15 protein-coding genes are annotated in these 17086 nt (G+C 65.8%); 4 read left to right on the top strand and 11 right to left on the bottom strand.

The features are described from left to right. The 5 genes from WDZ97_RS01085 to WDZ97_RS01065 form a co-directional block, all read right to left on the bottom strand. Positions 1 to 759 (bottom strand): (Fe-S)-binding protein, encoded by a 759-nt coding sequence (locus tag WDZ97_RS01085; protein ID WP_425761536.1) that lies wholly within the window; start codon positions 757 to 759, stop codon positions 1 to 3. A 4-nt stretch (positions 760 to 763) separates the two neighbouring features. Further along, positions 764 to 1765, bottom strand: a complete 1002-nt coding sequence (gene pbpG / locus WDZ97_RS01080) for a D-alanyl-D-alanine endopeptidase (protein WP_304002273.1) — start codon at positions 1763 to 1765, stop codon at positions 764 to 766. Positions 1766 to 1867: 102 nt separating this feature from the next. After that, positions 1868 to 3016 (bottom strand): patatin-like phospholipase family protein, encoded by a 1149-nt coding sequence (locus WDZ97_RS01075; protein ID WP_425762242.1) that lies wholly within the window; start codon positions 3014 to 3016, stop codon positions 1868 to 1870. Positions 3017 to 3076: 60 nt separating this feature from the next. After that, on the bottom strand, positions 3077 to 5350 hold the full coding sequence (locus WDZ97_RS01070) for an NADP-dependent malic enzyme (protein WP_425761535.1): 2274 nt from the start codon (positions 5348 to 5350) through the stop codon (positions 3077 to 3079). Positions 5351 to 5524: 174 nt separating this feature from the next. Then, a complete protein-coding gene (locus WDZ97_RS01065) occupies positions 5525 to 6241 on the bottom strand; it encodes a transglycosylase SLT domain-containing protein (RefSeq protein WP_425761534.1) in 717 nt (238 codons plus the stop codon). Positions 6242 to 6809: 568 nt separating this feature from the next. On the opposite strand from WDZ97_RS01065, the gene WDZ97_RS01060 reads away from it, so the two are divergent. Continuing rightward, complete coding sequence (locus WDZ97_RS01060; protein ID WP_425761533.1) at positions 6810 to 7940, top strand: hypothetical protein; 1131 nt, start codon at positions 6810 to 6812, stop codon at positions 7938 to 7940. A 653-nt stretch (positions 7941 to 8593) separates the two neighbouring features. Here the strand turns inward: WDZ97_RS01060 and WDZ97_RS01055 are convergent. The 3 genes from WDZ97_RS01055 to WDZ97_RS01045 all read right to left on the bottom strand — a co-directional run bounded on the left by WDZ97_RS01055 (position 8594) and on the right by WDZ97_RS01045 (position 12442). After that, positions 8594 to 10678: an ATP-dependent helicase gene (locus tag WDZ97_RS01055; protein ID WP_425761532.1), complete on the bottom strand. Its 2085-nt coding sequence runs from the start codon at positions 10676 to 10678 to the stop codon at positions 8594 to 8596. Positions 10679 to 10737: 59 nt separating this feature from the next. Then, positions 10738 to 11943: an MFS transporter gene (locus tag WDZ97_RS01050; protein ID WP_425761531.1), complete on the bottom strand. Its 1206-nt coding sequence runs from the start codon at positions 11941 to 11943 to the stop codon at positions 10738 to 10740. Between the two features lie 61 nt (positions 11944 to 12004). Then, on the bottom strand, positions 12005 to 12442 hold the full coding sequence (locus WDZ97_RS01045; protein WP_425761530.1) for a RidA family protein: 438 nt from the start codon (positions 12440 to 12442) through the stop codon (positions 12005 to 12007). A 74-nt stretch (positions 12443 to 12516) separates the two neighbouring features. Here WDZ97_RS01045 and soxR point away from each other — a divergent pair, with 74 nt between their 5' ends. From soxR to WDZ97_RS01030, 3 genes are all read left to right on the top strand, one after another. Next, positions 12517 to 12984, top strand: a complete 468-nt coding sequence (gene soxR, locus WDZ97_RS01040; RefSeq protein WP_425761529.1) for a redox-sensitive transcriptional activator SoxR — start codon at positions 12517 to 12519, stop codon at positions 12982 to 12984. Between the two features lie 239 nt (positions 12985 to 13223). Further along, positions 13224 to 13874 carry an OmpA family protein gene (locus WDZ97_RS01035; protein ID WP_019917368.1) on the top strand — a complete coding sequence of 217 codons (651 nt, stop codon included), beginning with the start codon at positions 13224 to 13226 and terminating at the stop codon, positions 13872 to 13874. Positions 13875 to 13939: 65 nt separating this feature from the next. Continuing rightward, entirely contained in the window at positions 13940 to 14419 is a 480-nt protein-coding gene (locus WDZ97_RS01030) for an LEA type 2 family protein (RefSeq protein ID WP_425761528.1), read from the top strand. 27 nt (positions 14420 to 14446) lie between these two features. On the opposite strand, the gene WDZ97_RS01025 is transcribed toward WDZ97_RS01030, so the two are convergent. The 3 genes from WDZ97_RS01025 to WDZ97_RS01015 form a co-directional block, all read right to left on the bottom strand. Continuing rightward, complete coding sequence (locus WDZ97_RS01025; RefSeq protein WP_425761527.1) at positions 14447 to 14812, bottom strand: bleomycin resistance protein; 366 nt, start codon at positions 14810 to 14812, stop codon at positions 14447 to 14449. A gap of 46 nt (positions 14813 to 14858) precedes the next feature. Continuing rightward, a complete protein-coding gene (locus WDZ97_RS01020) occupies positions 14859 to 15143 on the bottom strand; it encodes a hypothetical protein (RefSeq protein ID WP_304002237.1) in 285 nt (94 codons plus the stop codon). Positions 15144 to 15287: 144 nt separating this feature from the next. Next, entirely contained in the window at positions 15288 to 17060 is a 1773-nt protein-coding gene (locus tag WDZ97_RS01015; protein ID WP_425761526.1) for a PHA/PHB synthase family protein, read from the bottom strand. Positions 17061 to 17086 lie beyond the last annotated feature (26 nt).

Genomic DNA, 17086 nt, shown 5'->3' with positions numbered 1-17086 from the left:
TCAGCCCTGGCCCCCGACGTCGCCGGCGAGCAGTTCGGCGATGTGGATCACCTGCGTCAGTTCGTCGCCATTGCGACGCAGCCGGCCTTCGATATTCATCATGCAGCCGAGGTCGCCGAGCGCCACCGCGTAGGCACCGCTGCCCCGGATCGCGTCGCACTTGCGCTGCACGATGGCGCCGGAAATGTCCGGATACTTGACCGAGAAGAGGCCGCCGAAGCCGCAGCACTCCTCGCATTCGCGCATTTCGATCCGCTTGACGCCGGGCATGCGGTCGAGCAGCGTGCGCGGCTGCTGCTTCACGCCCAGTTCACGCAGGCCGGAACAGCTGTCGTGATAGGTGACCGAACCGCTGAAATCGCCCGGCACCTCGGTCACGCCGGCGACATCGACCAGGAACTGCGTCAGTTCGAAGGTTTTCGCTGCCAGCGCCTCGGCGCGCGCCCGCCACTCGGGCTCGTTGGCAAACAGGTCGGGATAGTGCGTGCGCACCGTGCCGGCACAGGAACCGGACGGCGCGACGATATAAGGGAAGCGCTCGAACTCGCCGATGAACTTGCGCGCCAGCGCGCGCGCCGCCGCGGTATCGCCCGAGTTGTAGCCGGGCTGTCCGCAACAGGTCTGCGCCTCCGGCACGACGGCGACGTAACCGGCCGCCTCGATCAGCTTCAGCGCCGAGAAGGCGATTGACGGCCGCATCAGGTCGACCAGGCAGGTGACGAAGAGAGCGACCTCGCCGCGACTGCCCGGAGCGACCATGAGCTCAGCCCTGACGGGCGCCCTGCTGGGCCACTTGCTCGACCCAGCGGCGGATGCGGTTCGCGTCGCCGATGCGGGTGAGCCGGCCCCAGGAATCGAGCAGCACGATCACCACCGGCTTCTGGTTCATCCAGGCCTGCATCACCAGACACTTGCCCGCCTCGTTGGTGAAACCGGTCTTCTGCAGACCGATTTCCCACTCGGGGTTCGACACCAGCGCGTTGGTGTTGTTGAAATGCACCATGCGGCCATTGACGGCGAAGTAGCCGTCGCGCGTGGTCGAGAACTCGCGGATCAGCGGATAGCTGGCCGAAGCCGCCACCATCTTCGCCAGATCGCGCGCCGACGACACATTGCGCGGATTCAGACCGGTGCTGTCGAAGAACTGCGTGTCAGCCAGGCCGAGGTCGTGCGCCTTGCGGTTCATCGCTGCGATGAAGGCCGCGTGGCCGCCCGGGTAGTAGCGCGACAGTGCCGACGAGGCGCGGTTTTCCGACGACATCAACGCCAGATGCAGCATTTCCTCGCGCGTCAGCCGGGTACCGATGGCCAGGCGCGAACGGGTGCCCTTGAGCTGGTCGATGTCCTCCTCGCTCACCTCGAGCACCTCGTCCAGCGCCGGTTTGGCGTCCAGCGCCACCATCGCGGTCATCAGCTTGGTGATCGAGGCGATCGGCACGATGGCCGACGAATTGCGTTCGAACAGCACCTCGCCCGAGCTCTGGTCCTGGACCAGCACGGCGGTCGACTTGACGTTCGGCAGGCCGAGCGCATCCATGTCGGGCACGGCGGCCTCGCGCGGCACTGCCGCGACGGACTTGCGGGAGGTCTTCTTGATGCTCGCCTGCTTGATGCGCGCAGACTTGGAAGATTTGGCGACCTTGACCGATTTCTTGCCGGCCTTGGCCTGGGTGGTCGTCTTGCCGGACGCGGCTTCGACGGTGGGTGCGACGACGAAACTCAGCGCCATCGCGGTGCAGCTGACCATCAGGTACTTCAGGAACATGCGTGTGACCCCTGCTGGCGGTTCGATTGAGGCCGAAGTTTACCCCCCGAGATCAAATTCTCAAACGAAAATAAGAGCCTGGAAAGTATTCTTAGGGCGAGTTCACGATCGTGAAGTAATACTTGACGGCATTTCCGCCGCAAACTTCAGACCAAGAAAGCTCACCACGTCGTCCGCGCGCGCCATCGTGTCACGGTAGCCGAGGTCTATCAGCGCCCGGGTGAAGGGCTTTTCGAACAGCAGGTAGCTCGCCAGACCGCCGCCGGCGCGCCGGGTGCCGCCGATGCCGCCGAGCAGCGTACGCACACCGATCGGCAGCGCATCGACGTGGCGGGCGGCGATGTCGTCCAGCCGCTCCGAGGGCGCGATCACCAGTGTTTCGATCGGCCGCAGGGGCACGCCCATCTGCGCCATCACGTGTGGCGGAATGCGCCCGAGGATGTCATTGACGCGCTGCAACTGCTCGATGTCTATCATCAGCTGGTCTAGAAAGATGCTGGCCAGCGCGTGGCCCGCGACCTGGGCCAGCGACGGGTAGCCGTGGCCGCAACGCCGTGGATCCTTCTCGCTCATGCGCCCTACGCCGACGATGAAGATGCGTTCGGCACCCAGATGTACCGCCGGGCTGACCGGCGCCAGCTGGCGCATCGAGCCGTCGCCGAAATACTCGCGGTTGATGTGTACGGCCGGAAAGATGAAGGGCAGCGCGCTGCTGGCCAGCAGATGCTCCACCTTGAGCGGCGTGCGCGAGGCGGCGCGCTGCATGCGCTTCCACGGCTCGATGCCGTCGCCGCCCTCGAAGAAGGCGACACTGTCGCCCGAGGTATAGCCGGAGGCGGTGATCGACAGCGCGTACAGCGCGCCGCGCTGGATGGCCCGGTCGATGCGCGAGAAGTCGAGCCGGGCAGCCAGCAGTTCGCGCAGCGGCGTGTTGTCGAGCAGCGACTTCGGATAGCGGTCCACCGCCCAGCCGAACATCAGCGCCATCAGCCAGCGCGCACCGGTCTTGCCTATGCCCCAGGGGTCGGCGCGATAGACCTGACCAGCTTCGAAATTGCGCCAGATGTACAGCAGGTTGTCGACGGCGTCGCCGAAGTCCTCGCTGAAGACACCCAGCGCGGCGGCGTTGATCGCGCCAGCCGAAGTGCCGCACAGGATGGGGAAAGGATTGATGCGCTTGTCCGGCAGCAACTCGCGCACCGCCGACAGCACGCCGACCTGGTAGGCGGCGCGAGCGCCGCCTCCGGACAACACCAGCGCCGTCCTCCCGTGCTGCTCCACGCCCTCCCCCTTTCGGGCACGGGCCGTGGGTCAGCGGATGTGACTTGCCTCCACCACGGTCAGTGCAGTCATGTTCACGATGCGCCTCACCGTCGCCGTCGGCGTCAGGATGTGCACCGGCTGCTTCGCGCCGAGCAGGATGGGGCCGATGGTCATGCCCTCGCCGGCGGCGGTCTTCAGCAGATTGTAGGAAATGTTGGCTGCATCCAGCGTCGGGAAGATAAGCAGATTCGCCTCGTCCCGCAATCTGGAATTGGGGAAGATGCGGGTGCGGATGTCGATGTCCAGCGCCGCATCACCGTGCATTTCGCCCTCGACCTCCAGTTCGGGGTGATCGGCGTGCAGGATCTCCAGCGCGCGGCGCATCTTGTCGGAAGTCGTCGTGTTGTCCGAACCGAAGTTCGAGTGCGACAGCAGCGCAATCTTCGGCTCGATGCCGAAACGGCGCGCCTCTTCCGCCGCCAGCACAGTCATCTCGACCACCTGCTCCGCCGTCGGATCGTAGTTCACATAGGTATCGCACAGCATCAGCGTGCGGCCCGGCAGGTTCAGCAGATTCATCGCGTAGAAGTTGCGCAGCCCTTCCTTCAGGCCGAGCACGTTGCGTACGAAATGCAGGTGGCGCGCGAAGTTGCCGAAGGTGCCGCAGATCAGGCCATCGGCGTAACCGAGGCGGACCATCAGCGCGCCGATCAGCGTCGTGCGACGACGCGCTTCCATCTTCGCGTAATCGACCGAAATGCCCTTGCGCTCGGTCAGTGCGTGGTAGGTGGTCCACAGCTCCTTGTAGCGCGGGTCGTTCTCCGGCGTCACCAGTTCGAAGTCGATCTCCGGACGCAGGCGCAGGCCCAGCTTCTGGATGCGGCCAAGCACCACGTCGCGCCGACCGATCAGGATGGGGCGCGCCATGCCCTCGTCAACCACGTTGCGCACCGCGCTGAGCACGCGTTCATCCTCGCCCTCGGCGTAGATGATGCGCTTCGGATTGCGCTTCGCTTCGGCGAACACCGGCTTCATCACGAGGCCGGAAATCCACACCAGGTTGTTCAGCTGCTGGCGGTAAGCCTCGAAATCCTCGATCGGACGCGTCGCCACGCCCGAATCCATCGCCGCCTGCGCCACCGCCGGTGCGATCTTGACGATGAGGCGCGGATCGAAGGGCTTCGGAATCAGGTACTCCGGACCGAAGGACATCGGCTGCTCGCCGTAGGCGGCGCGCACGATTTCGCTCTGCTCGACCTGGGCCAGATCGGCGATGGCGCGCACCGCTGCCAGCTTCATCTCTTCAGTGATCGTGGTCGCGCCGACATCGAGCGCACCACGGAAGATGAAGGGGAAGCACAACACGTTGTTGACCTGGTTCGGATAGTCCGAACGGCCGGTCGCGATCACAGCGTCGTCGCGTACCGCCTTCACCTCGTCCGGCATGATTTCCGGGTTCGGGTTGGCCAGCGCCAGAATGAGCGGCTTCGGTGCCATGCGCTTGACCATGTCGGCCTTCAGCACACCGCCCGCCGACAGACCGAGGAACACGTCGGCGTCGTCGATCACTTCGCCCAGCGTGCGCGCGTCCGTCACCTTCGCGTAGCGCGCCTTCAGCGGCTCCATGTCCTCGATGCGACCTTCGTACACCACGCCCTTGATGTCGGTCACCCAGATGTTCTCGATCGGCATGCCGAGCAGCACCAGCAGATCGAGGCAGGCCAGCGCGGCCGCACCGGCGCCCGAAGTGACCAGCTTGACCTCCTTGATGTCCTTGCCGACCGCCTTCAGTCCATTGAGCACTGCAGCACCGACGACGATCGCAGTGCCGTGCTGATCGTCGTGGAAGACCGGGATCTTCATCCGCTCGCGCAGCTTGCGCTCGATGTAGAAGCACTCCGGCGCCTTGATGTCCTCGAGGTTGATGCCACCGAAGGTCGGTTCCATCGCGGCGATGATGTCGACCAGCTTGTCCGGGTCGCGCTCGTCCAGCTCGATGTCGAACACGTCGATGTTGGCGAACTTCTTGAACAGCACGCCCTTGCCTTCCATCACCGGTTTGGCGGCCAGAGGGCCGATCGGGCCCAGGCCGAGCACCGCGGTGCCGTTGGTGACGACACCGATCAGGTTGCCGCGGGCGGTCATCTGGCTGACCTGCAGCGGGTCGGCAACGATCTCCTCGCAGGCGGCGGCGACGCCGGGCGAGTAGGCCAGCGACAGATCCTGCTGGTTGGTCAGCGCCTTGGTGGGAACGACGGAAATCTTGCCCGGGGTGGGCTTGCGGTGGTATTCGAGTGCAGCGTTGCGAAAGTGCTCATCCATGGTGAACGGCGACTCCTCCGGTCGAGTTGCATCGCCCTGCACCCGATGCCGCGCCTGATGGGCGAAACATGGTGCAGTGCGAAAACCGGAGATTTTAGCCGTTCGGCGCGCCCAGCGGGCTGTGGATAACCGTTGTATCGCACCCGCCGGCCGTGCGGCCGGCCAGGAGAGGCGTCAGAGCGCCACTTCCGCCGTCTGCAGACGCGGACCGAAAGTCGCGGAAAGACGGCGGTATTCCGTCAGCACCTTGTTCGAATACACCTGGTCGGGATCCTCGATCGATCCGACATAGCGCTGCAGACCGCCCTCGACCGAGCCGGACAGGCGGATGTATTCACGCAGCACCTGCGCACCGACGAAGATGCTGGTGGTCGGGTCGAGCAGCGATGCATCGGGGCCGAACAGCGCCAGCTTTTCCGGATGGTATTTCGGAATGACCTGGGTCAGCCCCTGCGCACCCCAGGCGCTCTCCGCCGTCGGGTTGAAGGCGGACTCGACCGAAATCAGCGCGATCAGCAACAGCGGATCGAGCTTGTAGCGGGATGCCGCGGCATAGACGTCGGTCACGTACTGTTCGACCGCCGCACGCGCCACACGGTGACGACGGGAGACATGGTCGGCGACCGTCTTCTGCTGCGCGGTCAGTTCGACACCCGAGCCGGTGGCCGGCAGATCGGGCATCTGCAGATCGGCGTCTGCCGAAACCTGCTGCGTACCGCCCAGCAGCGAGAACTCAGGCAGCGACGGCAGCATGCGCGGCGTCAGACCTGCTTCGGCCACACGCAGTACGACGAACACACTGACCATGAGACCGACGGCGAGCAGACCACCGTGCGCAAAGTGCAGCACGATGGCTGCGGTGCCCTTGAGGACGGAGAAAACCTTGTTCATGCAGCACTCCTTTCGCGCGTTCCGACGGACATCGCCGAAGCGATGGACGCAGCACGCCTGAGGAGCCCGTGCTAACGGGCTGTTGCCGTGCCTCGCAGCGTGGCGAAGCGTACGGAAAAGCTTGAATCGCGGCGTTCGCGGACCGCAGTGGCGGTCGGAACATTCTGGAAACCCGGACGGACAGGGCTGGAGCCCGGGTCAAACTGGAACAGCTGGTGGCGACGTATCTGTTACGTGTGCCGGAGGGAGCGATCAAGCAACGACGCGCGCATCTTCCTGATTTACAAGGGACAGGTCAAGTGAAGCTTCGTAACACGGGATCAAGACGGGCTCCTCGTCAAAGAAAAAAGCGGCATGGAGACAACGATCTCCATGCCGCTTTCGATGACGCAGGACGCGCGATCAGGACGGACGCGAACCCGTCGGGAAGGGCCATGCAGCGGCCGGATTCAGCGACGACTTGATACCCGGCGTAGCAGCCGTCGACGGCGTTGCCGGCGCGGGAGCGGCGGGCGCTTCCGACTTTGCGGCAGCGGCCGGCGCGGCCTCCGGAGCCTTCGCAACGGCCTTGGTCACCGCAGGCGCCGCCACCTTCTTCGCAGCAGGCTTGGCAGCCGGCTTTGCGGCAGGCTTCGCGGCCGGCTTCGCAGCGGCCTTGGCCGGAGCAGCCTTCTTCGCCGCCGGCTTCGCAGCAGCCTTGGCCGGAGCAGCCTTCTTCGCCGCCGGCTTTGCAGCAGCCTTCGCCGGTGCAGCCTTCTTCGCGGCCGGCTTTGCAGCAGCCTTCGCCGGTGCAGCCTTCTTCGCCGCCGGCTTCGCAGCGGCCTTGGCCGGAGCAGCCTTCTTCGCGGCCGGCTTCGCAGCAGCCTTCGCCGGTGCAGCCTTCTTCGCCGCCGGCTTCGCAGCAGCCTTCGCCGGTGCAGCCTTCTTCGCGGCCGGCTTTGCAGCAGCCTTCGCCGGTGCAGCCTTCTTCGCGGCCGGCTTCGCAGCAGCCTTCGCCGGTGCAGCCTTCTTCGCCGCCGGCTTCGCAGCAGCCTTCGCCGGTGCAGCCTTCTTCGCCGCCGGCTTCGCAGCGGCCTTCGCCGGCGCCGCCTTCTTCGCGGCCGGCTTTGCGGCGGCCTTCGCCGGTGCAGCCTTCTTCGCTACCGGCTTTGCAGCAGCCTTCGCCGGTGCAGCCTTCTTCGCCGCCGGCTTCGCAGCAGCCTTCGCCGGTGCAGCCTTCTTCGCCGCCGGCTTCGCAGCAGCCTTCGCCGGTGCAGCCTTCTTCGCTGCGGGCTTCGCGGCTGCCTTCGCCGGTGCAGCCTTCTTTGCCGCCGGCTTTGCAGCAGCCTTCGCCGGTGCAGCCTTCTTCGCTACGGGCTTGGCAGCGGCCTTGGCCGGTGCGGCTTTTTTCGCAGCAGGTTTCGCCGGGGCACTCGCCTTCTTCGCCCCCTTCTTAGCTTCAGCTTCAGCCATGACTTCTCTCCTCTCGGATAACAGGATTGGACAGCACCTCAGCCCCTCCGGTGGCGGAAGGTCTGTTCGAGACGACGCACCGATGTGCGCCCGGTCAGGAACACCGCACGACATGCGCGGGCGACCTGCTCCCGCGCACACCTCCGGGTCAACGACCCGAACGACACACGGGCGACGCATGCCGCCCGGATGCCGGATTCACACTCGCAAGCCATCGATGGACGCTTACGACATTCAACAGAACTAATGAAGGCTCGCTCGCCCCATACCGTGACATCCGTCGCTGCCGGCTGCCTTGCCCGCCGGCATCGCACGCGAGCATTCGAAACAGGGAGAGGTCGTGCCGGCCATCAATGCGCCGACCACTCCGGAATGATGGATGCACCGACCTGCACTGCGCTGACCGCGACTCGTGAGGTCGAGTGGATTCCATGCGCGCAGGGTGTCGCGACGCATGAGAAACGAAGACGATTTTTCGGGGGAAAGGACTTCCGACGCGCCGACGAAATCGGCAGCAGAGGTGAGGCTTGAAGATGACGTCGCAACGGACTGATTCATGGGCCGAAAGTATTGCACAACCATGAGCCGTTAAAGCAACAAACAGCACAAAAGTCCAGAAATATTTTCAGCCGCGGCAGCTCGCAACCTATTGTTATGGAATATTTTATTCAACAATTAAACAACAAGGTGCGCGCTGAAACCGTTGCACGACGCCGCTTTCGGAACAATGACACCTGCACGCAAAGACGTGTTCATCGTCGACAGGCAGGACGTCGGAGTGTTGCGCTGCGCAAACACCCGCTTACGCGTCAACGGCACCCGTAGTGTCCGATCCCGGGTCGGCTACTAGATGCAGTGTGCCGTCCGCGACACTGCGAACCGACGATAAACCTCGATTCGTCACTGCCACATCGCACGCATCTTCGCGGCGATATCTACCCGCGCTTCCGCCACCGTCATCGTCGGCACGCCGTCCATGTCGACGCGTGGCCAGCTCGTCTGTTCGAACAGCGAGAGCAGTCGATTCGGAACGAAGCGGGTGCGCCCGGCGTAGACGTGACGATCACCGGTCGACGCCTGACCGGTGATGTAGAAGCGCTGCGGCACCACCAGCTCGAGCTGTTCCTTCGCGCGCGTCATCGCAACGTAGAGCAGGCGTCTTTCCTCCTCGATCTCGGCCTGGCTGCCGGTCGACATCTCCGACGGAATGCCGCCGTCGACCGCGTTGAGCACCGAGACTGCGTTCCACTCGCGACCCTTGGCGGAGTGGATCGTCGACAGGATGAGGTAGTCCTCGTCGAGCAGCGGCGCGCCCGGCTCGTCGCTGGTCACTTCGGGAGGGTCCAGCGTGAGCTCGGTCAGGAAGCGCTCGCGACTCGGGTAGGTCGACGCCAGCCGTGCGAGTTGCTGGATGTCGGCCGCGCGCACGACGGCATCCTCGTAAAGACGATCCATCTGCGCTTCGTACCAGCGCGCCACGTGTTCGGCACTGGCTGGCCATTCGGCGCGTTCGGCACCGGCCGCTTCGACCAGCATCGAGAACTCGGACCAGCCGGCACGCACGCCCTCGGGCACTGGCTGCTCGGCCAGCAGCGCAGCACCCGGCGGCGCAGCCTGGATGTTGTCGAGGATGCGTGCGGCCGTCTTCGGACCGATGCCGGCCAGCAACTGGATTGCGCGGAACCCGGCGACGCGGTCGCGCAGGTTCTGCGCCCAGCGCAGCACCGACAGCAGATCCTTCACGTGCGCCGCTTCAAGAAACTTCAGGCCGCCGAACTTCACGAAGGGAATGTTCCGGCGCGTCAGTTCGATCTCCAGCCGCATGCTGTGACTGGAGGTGCGGAACAGCACCGCCTGCGACTTCAGTTTCATGCCGCCTTCGCGCCGCGCGAGTATCTGCGTGACGACGAACTCCGCTTGAGCAGCGTCGTCGCGCACCGACACCAGCAGCGGCTTCTGCGTGCCGCTGCGCGCGCTCCACAGCTGCTTGGCGAAACGCTCGTCGGCTTCACCGATCACCGCATTCGCCGCGTCAAGCAGCGGCGGTGTCGAGCGGTAGTTCTGCTCCAGCGTGATGCGCCGCGCCGGGGGGTCGAACTGCTGCGGGAAGTCGAGGATGTTGCGTACCGTGGCACCACGGAAGCTGTAGATGGACTGCGCGTCGTCACCGACCACGGTCAGGCCGCGGCCGTCGGGTTTGATCGACAGCAGGATGCTCGACTGCAGGCGGTTGGTGTCCTGGTACTCGTCGACCAGCACGTGTGCGAAGCGCGCACCGAGTTCGCGCGCGATCGCCGGCTCGGCCGCCATCTGTGCCCAGTACAGCAGCAGGTCGTCGTAGTCGAGCACCTGCTGCGCCTGCTTGGCCTCGACATAGGCGCGGAAGAGCATTTTCAGATCGGCCTCCCACTCGGCGCACCATGGAAAGGACGACTGCAGCACCTCGGCCAACGGCGACTGCGTGTTCACCGCCGCCGAATAGATCGCCAGGCAGGTGCCCTTCAGCGGAAAACGCTTCGCCTTGCTGGACAGGCCGATATCGTGCCGCACCAGATTCATCAGATCGGCAGAGTCTTCGCGATCGTGGATGGTGAAGGCGGGATCGAGCCCGATGCGTCCGGCGTACTCGCGCAGCAGTCGCGCGCCGACACCGTGGAAGGTGCCCGACCACGGGAAGCCGGCACTGGCCAGCGTGGCAAAACGCCGCGACACCTGAGCGACGATGCGCTGCACGCGGCGCGTCATTTCGTCGGCCGCGCGCCGCGAGAAGGTGAGCAGCATGATGGACTCCGGCTGCGCGCCATTGACCAGCAGGTGGGCAACGCGGTGCGCCAGCGTATTCGTCTTGCCTGTGCCGGCGCCGGCGATCACCAGCAGCGGCCCGGCAAGGGCGTCGGGCGCAACGCCGAAGGTGGCGGCTTCGCGTTGCGCGTCGTTCAGGGAGGAGAGGTAATCGGCGCGACTGATGGTGCTGGATTCGGACACGGCGGAACACTTTCGATAGCTGTATCCATATACAGTACATCAAACAAAGCGGCGGCCGGTCAGCCTCTCCGCGCAAGACGCCTGTCGTGCGCGAGCGCGACGGCGGTGAGCAGGCCGAGCACGCCGCCGACCGCGCAGGTGGCCGGCCAGCCGCCGTGTTGCCAGGCGAACGAGCCGAGCGCCGAGCCGCTTGCGGCGCCGGCGAAGTAGCAGGTCATGTACACGGCGTTGAGTCGCGCCCGTGCCTCCGGTGCGAGCCGGAACACGATGTGCTGGTTGCTGATGTGCACGCCCTGCAGTGCCATGTCGATCACGACGAAACCGCCGAGGAACCAGAGCAGGCTGTCCGCGCCCCACAGCAGCGCCGCCCAGCTCGCGATCAGCAGCAGCACCGCGATCGCGCTTGCACGCATCGCGCCGCCACGGTCCGCGACGCGACCGACGACGTTGGCCATCAGCGCGCCGGCCGCCCCGGCCAGTCCGACCAGGCCGATGGACACCTCGTCCATGCCGTGGCCCGGCCCGGCCAGTAGCAGCGCCATCGTCGAGAACAGCACGCTGACCGACGCGAAGGACAGCGCCCCGAGCAGCGCGCGACTGCGCAGACGCGGCTGGCTGCGGAACAGCGTGCCGAGCGATACCAATGTCTGCAGGTAGGGCCGCGGCGACGGATTGCGCGACTGCGGCAGCACGCGCCACAGCAACAGCGCAACGACGAGCATGGCCAAACCGGCGACCCGGTACACCGTCGACCAGCCACCGAGCGGCGCGAGCAATCCGGCCACGCTGCGCGCCGCGAGGATGCCGGTCAGCAGGCCGCTCATGACGACACCGACCGCCTGCCCCCTGCGCTGCGGTTCGGCCAGCGTCGCCGCCATCGGCACCAGTATCTGTGCCGCCACCGAGAACAGACCGGCCACCGCGATGCCGGTCGACAGCATCGAAAGGGAATCGGCGAAACCGCTGATGAACTGACCGAGCGCGGCGAGCAGCATGAGCCCCACCGCCAGGGCGCGCCGCTCCAGCATGTCGCCCAGCGGCACGAGCAGCAACAATCCGCAGGCGTAGGCGACCTGTGCGATGGTCACGGTGAATGCCACCGATGCATCGTCCGCCTGCAGGTCGCGCGCGATGGCCGGCAGCAGCGGCTGGTTGAAGTAGTTGCCGCCGGCACACAGGCCGGCAGCAACGGCCATCAGCAGCAGCACCGGTGTCGACAAGGTGTCGCGAGTTGCGGACTGCGAGGAAGCGTTCGATCGATGCATGGAATCGTGGATCCGGAAGGTGAAGTCGTCCGCCGCGTGGCGGTGCAGATCGATGGGCAACTCAGTCGTAGATGACGGCCGTCGCCTCGATCTCGAACAGCATGCCGTCGAGCGCCAGCCGCGGTACCGGTATCAGTGTGCATGCCGGCGGAGGCGCCGCGCCCCACATCGCCCGCAGGGCTTGCACGAACACGCCCAGCCGGTCCTGCGTGTGATCGACCACCAGCACCGTGAGCTTGACCACGTCGGACGGCGCCGCCTGCGCCGCATCCAGGGCCGCAGCGAGGTTGCGCAGAGCCTGCTCAACCTGCTGCGCGAAGTCGGGCGACAGTTCACCGCGCGCATTCTCGCCGCCCTGCCCCGCTATATATATGTGGCGCGCGGGCGCTTCGGCGATCACCACGTGCGAGTAGCCATTGGCAGTCGCGTCGTACAGGCCCTGCGGCTGGATGAAGCGGGTGCGTCCGCCGGTCGGCTTGGCGATGGAGGGTGAAGACATCGTGTACTCCGTTCGATGAAGGGACGCGTAGCATCCGACCTCAAGCATGGTTGAGGTCAACACCGGGAGATCGAATGTCCGAACTCGGCAAAGGCAACAAGTCCGCCACGGTAAGCCTGTCGGTCGGCGAAGTCGCCGCACGCAGCGGCGTCGCCGTGTCGACACTGCACTTCTATGAAAGCCGCGGGCTGATACAGAGCATGCGCAACGCCGGCAACCAGCGGCGCTATCCGCGTTCGGTGCTGCGCCGCGTCGCGGTGATCAAGGTGGCGCAGCGCATGGGCATTCCGCTGGCCGCGATTGCGGACGCGCTGCAGGCATTGCCGAACCGGCGCACGCCCACGGTTGCCGACTGGCGCCGCCTGTCGGCCCGCTGGCAGCAGGATCTGGACGCACGCATCCGCACGCTCACGCAGTTGCGCGACCAGCTCGACGGCTGCATCGGCTGCGGCTGCCTGTCGCTCAAGGCCTGCCCGCTGCGTAACGCGCAGGACACGCTGGCCGGTGAAGGCGCCGGACCGCACTTCGACGAAGGACGCTGAAGGCGAAGCGCCCGATTCGCTCCGCACCCTTGATTCGCGCGCGATGTAATCGGGCGCACCTTTTCGCGTCGGTGCGGGAGTACATCGGGCATGCGCGTTGTCTTACACGGGCACGCATCCGAATCACCGAGACTGATGCAGTGCACTTGCGACGTCCGGCAGCAGCGATGCGCCACGCCGCGCGCACGAACAACTCGGTGCCGCGCAGGACGCGGCCCGCACACCGGAGAGCACACATCATGAAAAAGACACTCATCCTGCTGACTGCCGGCGCCCTCGTCGCCACCGGCTGCGCCAACATGACCGAAACGCAGAAGCGCACCACGATAGGCACCGGCGTCGGTGCCGCAGCGGGCGCGGCGCTGGGCAGCGCGGTCGGCGGCAGCGGCGGCGCCACGCGCAGCGGTGCGCTGATCGGCGCCGCGGTCGGCGGCATCGGCACCTATATCTGGTCGCAGAAGATGGAAGAACAGAAGCGGGCGATGGAACAGGCGACCGCCGGCACCGGCGTCGATGTGGTGCAGACCGCCGACAACCAGCTGAAGCTCGAAATCCCGAGCGACATTTCATTCGACGTCGGCCGCGCCGACATCAAGCCGAACTTCCGCCCCGTGCTCGACCGCTTCGCGCAGACGCTGAACGCCAATCCGACCACCTCGGTGCGCATCATCGGTCACACCGACAGCACCGGCAGCGACGCGGTGAACGATCCGCTGTCGGTCAATCGCGCCGCCAGCGCACGCAACTATCTGGCCGACCGCGGCGTGGCGTCGTCGCGTATCGTGATCGACGGCCGCGGCTCGCACGAACCGCTGGCCGACAACGGCAGCGAAGCCGGCCGTGCCAAGAACCGGCGTGTCGAAATCTTCGTTGGCGAACCGGGCAAGTAAGTCCCGACCGATGAAGGAAGGCCGGGCACCACGCGTTGCCCGGCCCGACGACCACAGAGGTGATCATGTACCCGAATGCCGCACGCTTGCTCTTCGTCCTGTGTGCCCTGCTCGCGCTGTCAGGCTGTGCCGGCCTGACCACGCGCGACCCGGTACGGGTCAATCTGGTCGGGCTGGAACCGCTGCAGGGTGAAGGATTCGAATTGCGCTTCGCACTGAAGCTGCGGGTGCAGAACCCGAACGACCATCCGATCGACTACGACGGCCTGGCACTGCAGCTCGATGTGAACGACCGGACCTTCGCCACCGGTGTCAGCGACGCGCGCGGCAGCGTGCCGCGCTTTGGCGAGGCGGTGGTGAGCGTACCGATCACGGTGTCGGCCCTGTCGGCCTTCCGTCAGGCGCTGGAGCTGGGCAGCGGCGCCGACCTCGACCGCCTGCCCTACACGCTGAGTGGCAAGCTGGGTGGCGGTCCTTTCGGCGTACAGCGCTTCAGCGAAAGAGGCACGCTCAGCCTTCCCGCTGCGACCGGCGGAACTCAGTAATTCGGCGCAAGCACCGCGATCGCCACCTCAGGTCGCGGTGCGCTCGTTAAAGGTGATCAGGTTGCCGTCGCCATCGAGCACGGCGAACTCCCGGGTACCCCAGGGCGTGTCATGCAGCGGTGCATTGGGATGGACGATGCCCTGCCGCGTGCAGTGGGCGAACAGTGCATCCACGCCCTCGACGGCGATGCGGCAGCCGGTCGCTTCGGCGATGCGCCGGTCGCTGCAGGCCCAGAAATGGATATGAATACCGCCCAGCGCCACGATGCCGTAGACGCCCTGGTCTGCGTGCACCGCCGTTGCGCCCAGGCGCTTCACGTAGAAATCGACGGTCTGCAGGATGTCGAGCGACGCCAGCACCGGCGTCGCCGCAACGAAGCGGATGTCGCTCATCGGCGGGTCCGGCGCAGCAGCGCCCGATGGAGCGGGCGCTGCACGCTCAGCGCTTCTGTCCGAAGTAGAAGCCGATCACCAGCGTGAGCAGCGGAGGAACGATCTGCTGGCAGGCTTCGAACAGCTTCTGCGCACGGTCGGCGCTACCGGCATCGGCCCAGTAGTACATCGCCATCGCGAGCATGAATACCAGCGCCAGCGCGGTCAGCACGACAGAACCGAAGTAGAGGTGACGGCTGTCCTGATCCTTGCCGTTGAGACGCGCGATCAGCGCCATCATGACGATCACGATGAACAATTCGCCTGCCGCAAAAAGCAGAACGTTATCCATGGAGCCTCCGTTGAGCGTGGCCAGGCTGGGCGAGATGACCATGTCCGCTATTGTTGTTGATCGGATGGCCGGCATCATCACACGGCGACGACATGGATTTCAATCTGCATCTGCACAAGTGCTGCCGGCGCGGCAGCGATCCGCTCAGCGCTCCATCACATAGCCGCCCGGCGCCGGCGCCAGTTCGGGGAAATCGGCGGTAGCAGCCGGGCGGGCCTTTACCAGCTTTCCGGCACGCGGCTTAAGCCAGGCCATCCAGTCTTCCCACCAGCTGCCCGGCTGCGCGTCGTTGTGCGCGTGCCAGGCGTCGGCGCGGTCCGCACGGTGGACCTCCGCCGCACGGTAACTGCGCTTCGGCGGCGTCACGACCGGATTGACGATGCCCAGGATGTGGCCTGAACTGGACAGCACGAAGCGCTTGTCGCCCGCCAGATGTCGATGGATGCGGAAGGCCTGCTGCCACGGCGCGATGTGATCGTCCTCGGCCGCCACCGCATACAGCGGCTGGGCGATGCGGTGCAGGTCGAGCGGCTCGCCGGCCACGGTCAGCGCGTCCGGCTTGATCAGCTTGTTGTGCAGGTAGAGCTCGCGCAGATACCAGCCGTGCATGGCCTGCGGCATGCGCGTTGCGTCCATGTTCCAGTAAAGCACGTCGAAGGGCGGCGGCGTTTCGCCGTACAGCCAGCCATTGACGACGTAGTTCCAGATCAGGCTGTTGGACCGCAGCAGGCGGAAGGAGGCGGCCATTTCCTTGCCGTCGAGATAGCCCTTCTGCGCCATCGCGTCGCACAGCGAACGCACGCTGGACTCATCGATGAACACCTCGATCTCGCCCGGCGCGCGGAAGTCGATCAGCGTGGTGAGCAGCGTCCAGTCGGCGACCGGCACCTCTTCGGGCGAAAAGCGGCGATTGGCCCAAGCCATGTACATCGCGAGCGCCGTGCCGCCGATGCAGTAGCCGACCGCGTGCACCTTCGGCGCGCCGGTCAGCGCGCGCGCGGTTTCGATCGCCGCATGTACGCCTTCGAGCAGGTAGTCGTCGAAAGTGACGTCACGCATCGAGGCATCGGGGTTCTTCCAGCTGGTGATGAACACGTCCAGCCCCTGGTCGAGCAGGTAGCGGATCATGCTTTTCTTCGGCGCCAGATCGAGCACGTAGAACTTGTTGATCCACGGCGTCACGATGACGACCGGTTGCGTATGCACCTTCGCCTGCGTCGGCGCGTAGTGGATCAGTTCGAGCAGACGGTTGCGCATCACCACCGCACCCGGCGTAGTCGCCAGGTTCTCGCCGACCTTGAAGTCGTCCGGATCGGTCATGCGCACGTCACCGGCTTTCAGGTCGTCGAGGAAGTTGCGGAAACCGCGCACCAGGCTCTCACCGTGTGTTTCCATCGCCTTGCGCAGCGCCACCGGATTGGTGAACAGGTAGTTGGTCGGCGCCACCGCGTTGAGCCAGTTGCGCCACCAGAACGCCGCGCGTTCGCGGTCCTTCTCCGACATGCCCGGCGTGTCGTAAAGCATGTCCTGGGTGTGACGGGTGAAGGCGAGGTACCACTCCTTCATCAGGTCGAAGGTGGGCAGGTCGGTCCACGCCGGATCGGCGAAGCGCGCATCACCCTCGGTGACCGGAATCGGATCGGTGTCGGGCAGGCCGAGCAGCCGGTTCAGCGTGTGCTGCTGCAGCCGCCACAGATCGGACGAAAGGCTGACCAGGCGGTCACTCAGTTCCTTCGGGTGCGCCGCCCACGCCAGCTGCGCGTGCAGGATGGGCGCGGTCATGCCGAAGGGGTCGGTCGAGCGCGCAATGCCGTCGAGCAGTTCGTGAAAGGTCTGATGCCACAGTTCGACCGGCCCGGCGGGGGTGGCCCCGTTCTCGGCGTCGTTCTCGTACGGGCTGCGGGAAGTGTGGTTCATGATGCGGGACTCCTGATGACATCGAC

The sequence above is a fragment of the Methyloversatilis sp. MC4-4 genome (assembly GCF_049843555.1).
GTDB classification, from domain to species: domain Bacteria; phylum Pseudomonadota; class Gammaproteobacteria; order Burkholderiales; family Rhodocyclaceae; genus Methyloversatilis; species Methyloversatilis discipulorum_B.
This window is presented reverse-complemented; position numbering and strand designations above follow the sequence as displayed.